The following is a 6,009-nucleotide window of genomic DNA, read 5'->3' on the forward strand; positions in this document are numbered from 1 at the left end:
ATCCTCGAGGTGCGCGAGGAACATGGCGAACCGGTCACTGAACCACCCGCGCCACTGCTCCTCGGTGTACGCCGCTTCCCGCTCGTACGTCGACGCGAACGCGTCGGGCGCGTCCCGCAGCGCGGCCAGCCGCACGTCGCGCACCAGTTCCCAGTCGCCAGGTCCGGTCGCGCGCACCGACACCATGCGCGCCGCTCAGCTCCCGACGTGGGAGGTGAGCCAGGAACAGACGGCGGCGCTCGTTCGGAAAAATTCTGTGACTTTGTCCGCGGCGGATGATTCCTCGAGCCATGGCCCTGGCTCCCAGTGCTGCCACGTGGTCAGGCCCTTGTGCCTGAGCAGGCCGATCCGCGGGTGGTCCGGCGGGTAGCCGCGGGGCGCGGACTTGAGCGACTCGTGACCGTGGATCTCGACGCCGGCCTTTTCCAGCTCGGCGATGATCGCCTCGAGATCGGCGCCAGTGCCGTCGGCGGCGACCGCCGCCCGGTACCTGGTGAGCTGGCCGGGTTCCAGGTGCCACATGCCGGCCCCGGCGCCGAGGCCGTCGGCGGAGAACTGCACGTAGCTGGTGTGGCCGAGCACCGCGCCGATGTGCGTCTTGTAGGGCGTCTTGTCCGCGCTGAACCGGATGTCGCGGTACGGGCGGAAGATCTTCGGCTCGCCGAACTCGGCCGCGAGCAGTTCGGTGAGCTCCTGCATCGGGCGCAGCACCGCATCCTCGTAGACCGCCTTGTGGCTGGTCCAGTACGACTTTGAGTTGTCCGTCTCGAGGCCCTCGTAGAACTCCACTGCCTCAGCCGGCCATCCGCCGAACGCCATGGCCACACCCTACTCGTAGGCTCTGGTCATGCTGGTGACCAAGGATGAATATGAGATCGACGACGATCCGGGGCGGGTTGACCTCGACGTCGTGCACGGCTTCCTCACCGGGTCCTACTGGGCCGAAGGGGTGCCGCGCGACGTCGTCAAGCGCTCCGTGGCGAACTCGCTGAACCTGGGCCTGTATCACGGAGAGAGCCAGGTCGGTTTCACCCGCGTTGTCACCGACCGCGCCACGTTCGCCTGGGTCGCTGACGTGTTCGTGCTGCCCGGTCACCGGGGCCGCGGGCTCGCGCACTGGATGATCGAGACGCTGCTCGCGCACCCGGACATGGCGGGCATGCGCCGGTTCATGCTGGCCACCTCGGACGCGCACCAGGTGTACGCGGACTGCGGCTTCACGCCGCTGGCCGACCCCGGACGCTTCATGGAGATCAAGCGCCCGCCGCGCGAGCTCTACGAGGAGGCTTAGCTTCCGTCTTTCCGCATCTTCGTATCAGTTTCGGTCCTTTTCAGGGCGGCTGAATCGTTTCAGAGGGGCGAGAAGTGATACGAAGATGGCTGACCTAACGCGATGACGCGGTCGATGAACGCGTTCCGGAATTTGCCGGCCGGGTCGTAGGCGGCCATCAGGCCGCGGAACGCCGCCAGCCGCGGGTAGCTCGCCGCGATCCGATCCGGCGGCAGCGTGAACACCTTGCCCCAGTGCGGGCGGGGATCGAACGGCGCGAGCCGGTCCTCGATGGCCGGCAGCAGCGCGGTGACCGCGGCCGGGTCCTTGCGCCAGGTGAAGTGGAACGCCGCCGTGTCCCGGCCGTAGCACGGGCTCAGCCAGTAGTCGTCGGCGGCGACCGTGCGAAGCTCGCAGACCAGCAGCAGCTCGGCGATCTGGGGCGCGAGGCCGTCGAGCGCCGCGAGGGCGGCGACGGCCTGGTCCCGGGGCACCAGGTATTCAGTCTGTAGCTCGTCGCCGGCGCTCGGGGTGAAGTCGGCGAGGAAGTGCGGCAGGCGTTCGTGCCACGGGCCTTCGGCGCCGCCCTGCGGGGTGGTATAGCCGGGCGGCATGCCGGGCACCGGGTTTCGCTGGCCGCCGGCAAGCTGCGCGCCCAGCCAGCGACCGGGCGCCGTCCAGCCATCGTCAGCCCGGTGCTTCACGAAGACCTGGTCGAGGTTGCCAGGATCGCGCCAGGTGGTGAACACGCTCACGCTGTAGGCGCTGGCGAAGATCTCGGCGAACCGCGCGTCGAGTTCGCCGCGGGGCAGGTTCTCGTAGACCCACTGCCGGACCGCGAAGGCGGGCACCAGCGTCAGCTCCAGGCTGGTGACCACGCCGAGCGTGCCGAGGGCGACCACGGCGCCGCTGATCTCGCCGGGTCCGATCGTGGTCGGGTCGCCCTCCGCGGTGATCATGTCGATCCCGGCCACCGCGGTGGCCAGCGCCCCGTTCCCGCTGCCGGAGCCGTGCGTCCCGGTGGCGACGGCGCCCGCCACGGTGATGTGCGGCAGCGACGCGAGGTTGGCCAGGGCGAAGCCGCGCGCGTCAAGCCCGCGGGCGAGTTCCCCGTAGCTGAGGCCCGCGCTCACCCGGGCCGTGGCCCGCGCCGAGTCGATCTCGACCTCGGCGGGCATGCCGTCCAGGGTGACCATCGCGGGGGAGTCGGCGACCGGGTTGAACGAATGGCCTGCGCCGAGGACGCGCAGCTTCGGGGTGCGGGACACGATGGCCTGGAGTTCGCCGGCCGACTGGGGACGGAGCACGTCGGTGGCGGTGAACGTCACGTTGCCCGCCCAGTTCGTGATCGTCACCGGGTAACGGTATCGCGTTACTGTTTAGCGACCCCCGCCCCGGACACAGGATTCAGGTGCCATGCCCACGTTCGCCGAGACGGCCGACCGGATCACCGCCGAGGAGCTGTACCGTCGCGGCAGCCTGAAATGGACCCGCGGCGGGCCGGGCGTCATCGGCGCGTTCATAGCGGAGATGGACTTCGGCGCGGCGCCCGCGATCAGCGAGGCCCTGCGCGACGCGGTAGGGCGCGCCGACTTCGGTTACCTCAGCGATCACGCGGCGGCGGAGCTGGCGCAGGCGTGCGCGGCCTGGCAGCACGACAGCCACGGGTGGACCGTGGACCCGGCCCGGGTCCGGCCGCTGCCCGACGTGGTCAAGGGCCTGGAGGCGGCGATCACGGTCTTCTCCCGGCCCGGCACGCCGGTGATCTTGCCGACCCCCGCGTACATGCCGTTCCTCACCTGGCCGCCGCTGCTCGGCCGCGAGATCATCCAGGTCCCGATGACGACCTCCGGCGGCCGCCCGGCGCTGGACCTGGCCGGCCTCGACGCCGCCTTCAGGCAGGGCGGCCACCTGCTGATCCTGTGCAACCCGTGCAACCCGGTCGGCCGGGTCTACACGAAAGACGAGCTGGCCGGCGTGGCGGAGGTCGTGGCGCGCAACGACGGCCGCGTGTTCGCGGACGAGATCCACGCGCCGCTCATCTACCCGGGCGGCACGCATGTCCCGTACGCCTCCGTCAGCGAGCAGGCGGCGAGCCATTCGGTCACCGGGACGGCCGCGTCCAAGGGCTGGAACCTGCCGGGCCTCAAATGCGCCCAGCTCATCCTGACCAACGACGCCGACGCCGCGACCTGGGCCGAATGCGGGGTCATGTTCGAGCACGGCGCGAGCATTCTGGGCGTGCGGGCGAGCACCGCCGCGTACCGCGACGGCGGCGACTGGCTCGCCGACGTCGTCGGCTACCTCGACGGCAGCCGCCAGCTGCTGGCCGGCCTGCTCGCGGAGCACCTGACGGACAGCCGTTACCAGCCGCCGGAGGGCACCTATCTGGCCTGGCTCGACTGCCGTGACCTGTTCCGCGACCGTCAGATCGAGGTGAGCCCAGCCGAGTTCTTCCGCGCCAGGGGCAGGGTGCTGCTGACCGACGGCGCAGCGTGCGGCGAGGCCGGCCGCGATCACGTCAGGCTGAACTTCGCGACGCCGCGCCCCGTCCTCACCGAGATCGTCCGCCGGATGGCGGCGGCCGTGAATGGCGGGTTAGCCCACCCGGCGCCGGGCCTCAGCCCATGGACTTGGCGCCGTCAAGCGACTCGCGGATGATGTCGGCGTGCCCGGAATGCTGCGCGGTCTCCGTGATGACGTGCAGGATCACCCGGCGGGCGGACCACCGTTCCCCGGGCTGGAACCAGGGACGGTCCGGCAGCGGCTGCGCGGCGTTCAGGTCCGGCAGCGTCCGCACGAGCTCGTCGGTGGCCGAGGCGGCCGACGCGTAGTCCGCGAGCGCCCCGGCGAGGGTTTCGCCGGGCAGCAGCTGAAACTGCTGCCGCCACGCGGCGAAGCCCTCCTCGGTCATGGCGCCGGAGCCTGCCATCGCTGCCGGGCCGTGCACGAGGAAGTCCACCCAGTTCCGCTCGACCAGCGTCGCGTGCTTGATCAGGCCGCCCAGGGTCAGTTCGCTCGCCGTGGTGCGCCGCCCGGCCTGCTCGTCGGTCAGCTCGCGGGTGGTGAACCGCAGGAAGTGCCGGTGCTTGGCCAGCATCGCGAGCAGGTCGGCCCGCTCGGCATCCACTGCGGTAGCGGTCGTCGCCATATCATTCTCCTTTGCTCGGACATGGCCCACGCTAGCGGCCATACCGGCAAAGTACGTTCCTAAATAGCGGCCGGCGGCAAGGATTGGACGCATGAAACTGGACCCTGACGCCCTGACGGCCGCGCGGGACCGCACGCTCCCCGACGTGCTGCCCGCGCTCGGCGAGCCGCTGCACGTGCTGTTCTGCGGAATCAACCCGGGCCTGTACTCGGCGGCGACCGGGTGGCACTTCGCCAGGCCAGGGAACCGGTTCTGGCCGGCCCTGCACCTGTCCGGCTTCACCGACCGCCAGCTGCGCCCGGCCGAACAGGCCGAATTGACCCGCTACGGCCTCGGCATCACCAACATCGCGCCGCGCGCCACCGCGCAGGCCGCCGAGCTCACCGCCGCCGAACTCCGCGACGGCGCCGTCCGGCTCCGCGCCCTCGCCGAAGCCCGTCGCCCGCGCTTCATCGCGGTGCTGGGCGTCACGGCGTACCGCACCGCCTTCGCGCGTCCCAAAGCCGTCGTCGGCCCGCAAGACGAACCGCTGGGCCCGGCTCGACTCTGGATCCTCCCCAACCCGAGCGGCCTGAACGCCCACTGGCTCCTCCCCGCGCTCGCGAGCGCCTTCGCCGAACTTCGGGAGGCGGCGAAGGACGGCCCCGCCCAGTAACCCCACCAACGTGGTCGATGGGCCATCGACCACCCAAGAAGGCGGTCGATGGCCCATCCACCGCCTTCACCCGGCCCGGGCGATGGCAGCAAAGGTGGGGTATTCGTCATTGCTGCCATGACCGAACGCCGGCACACTGGGAGACGTGCCACGAACCGTGCTGATCGTCTTGTTCGACGGCGTGCAGAGTCTCGACGTCACCGGCCCGCTCGAGGTATTCGCCAACGCCGGCGCGGCGTACGACGTCACGACCGCGAGCCTTGGCGGCCGCCCGGTCACCACGTCGAGCAGGCTGACCATCACCCCCGCCGCTGACCTGCGCGAGCTCACCGGTAACTGGGACCTGCTGCTCGTCCCCGGCGGCCAGGGCGCCCGCCACGCCGACCCGGTCCTGGTGCGGTGGCTGGCCGGCCACGCCCGCGAGGCGGACCGGATCGCGTCGGTCTGCACCGGCACGTTCCTGCTCGCCGCGGCGGGGCTGCTGCACGGCAGGCGCGTCACCACCCACTGGGCGTACAGCGCCGAGCTGGCCGCCCGGTACCCGGACCTCACGGTTGACCCCGACCCGATCTTCATCAAGAGCGGCAACGTGGCCACCTCGGCCGGCGTCACCGCCGGCATCGACCTGGCGCTGGCGCTCGTCGAAGACGACCTCGGCCGCGACGTCGCGCTCGCCCTCGCCCGTCACCTGGTGGTGTTCCTGCGCCGCCCGGGCAGCCAGTCGCAGTTCAGCGCCCAGCTGTCCGCCCAGGTCGCGGGCCGCGCCCCGCTGCGCGAGGTCCAGCAGTGGATCGCCGAACACCCCGCCGCCGACCTCTCCGTCGACGCCCTCGCCGGCCTGGCCAGCCTGTCCCCGCGCCAGTTCGCCCGCGCCTTCGCCGCCGAGGTCGGGATGCCGCCCGGCCGCTACGTCGACCGCGCGCGGCTCGAGGC

The 6,009-nt window shown here is 71.4% G+C and carries 7 protein-coding genes and 1 pseudogene; 4 read left to right on the plus strand and 4 right to left on the minus strand.

The annotated features are described in order from the left end of the window. Together WA805_RS26200 and WA805_RS26205 are read right to left on the minus strand one after the other, a co-directional pair. Nucleotides 1–186, minus strand: a pseudogene (locus WA805_RS26200) (hypothetical protein); the annotation flags it as partial. 9 nt (nucleotides 187–195) lie between these two features. Next, the gene (locus WA805_RS26205) at nucleotides 196–819 is read right to left on the minus strand and encodes a DUF2461 domain-containing protein (protein WP_422289838.1); all 624 of its coding nucleotides are present in this window, start codon (nucleotides 817–819) and stop codon (nucleotides 196–198) included. 28 nt (nucleotides 820–847) lie between these two features. Between WA805_RS26205 and WA805_RS26210 the strand changes: the two genes are divergently transcribed. Beyond that, the gene (locus WA805_RS26210) at nucleotides 848–1,291 is read left to right on the plus strand and encodes a GNAT family N-acetyltransferase (protein ID WP_422289839.1); all 444 of its coding nucleotides are present in this window, start codon (nucleotides 848–850) and stop codon (nucleotides 1,289–1,291) included. A 59-nt stretch (nucleotides 1,292–1,350) separates the two neighbouring features. Here the strand turns inward: WA805_RS26210 and WA805_RS26215 are convergent, their stop codons facing one another. Further along, nucleotides 1,351–2,625, minus strand: coding sequence for a D-arabinono-1,4-lactone oxidase (locus WA805_RS26215; protein WP_425243686.1), 1,275 nt, complete (start codon nucleotides 2,623–2,625; stop codon nucleotides 1,351–1,353). 61 nt (nucleotides 2,626–2,686) lie between these two features. Here WA805_RS26215 and WA805_RS26220 point away from each other — a divergent pair, with 61 nt between their 5' ends. Then, nucleotides 2,687–3,931, plus strand: a complete 1,245-nt coding sequence (locus WA805_RS26220; RefSeq protein ID WP_425243687.1) for a MalY/PatB family protein — start codon at nucleotides 2,687–2,689, stop codon at nucleotides 3,929–3,931. Here WA805_RS26220 and WA805_RS26225 read toward each other — a convergent pair. Beyond that, complete coding sequence (locus WA805_RS26225) at nucleotides 3,891–4,421, minus strand: DinB family protein (protein WP_422338286.1); 531 nt, start codon at nucleotides 4,419–4,421, stop codon at nucleotides 3,891–3,893. The genes WA805_RS26220 and WA805_RS26225 overlap by 41 nt on opposite strands. 91 nt (nucleotides 4,422–4,512) lie before the next feature. Between WA805_RS26225 and mug the strand changes: the two genes are divergently transcribed. Next, entirely contained in the window at nucleotides 4,513–5,076 is a 564-nt protein-coding gene (mug, locus tag WA805_RS26230; protein ID WP_422289108.1) for a G/U mismatch-specific DNA glycosylase, read from the plus strand. 136 nt (nucleotides 5,077–5,212) lie between these two features. Next, nucleotides 5,213–6,009 (plus strand): GlxA family transcriptional regulator (locus tag WA805_RS26235; RefSeq protein ID WP_425243688.1); only part of this gene is annotated, 797 nt, incomplete at its 3' end.

The organism is Trebonia sp. (assembly GCF_049794275.1).
In the GTDB taxonomy this organism is placed as follows: domain Bacteria; phylum Actinomycetota; class Actinomycetes; order Streptosporangiales; family Streptosporangiaceae; genus Trebonia.

What these genes read in the sequence shown, in the direction of transcription:
- WA805_RS26205 (WP_422289838.1), bottom strand. Translation starts at nt 819, where the DNA reads ATGGCGTTCGGCGGATGGCCGGCTGAGGCAGTGGAGTTCTACGAGGGC.
- WA805_RS26210 (WP_422289839.1), top strand. Translation starts at nt 848, where the DNA reads ATGCTGGTGACCAAGGATGAATATGAGATCGACGACGATCCGGGGCGG.
- WA805_RS26220 (WP_425243687.1), top strand. Translation starts at nt 2,687, where the DNA reads ATGCCCACGTTCGCCGAGACGGCCGACCGGATCACCGCCGAGGAGCTG.
- WA805_RS26225 (WP_422338286.1), bottom strand. Translation starts at nt 4,421, where the DNA reads ATGGCGACGACCGCTACCGCAGTGGATGCCGAGCGGGCCGACCTGCTC.
- mug (WP_422289108.1), top strand. Translation starts at nt 4,513, where the DNA reads ATGAAACTGGACCCTGACGCCCTGACGGCCGCGCGGGACCGCACGCTC.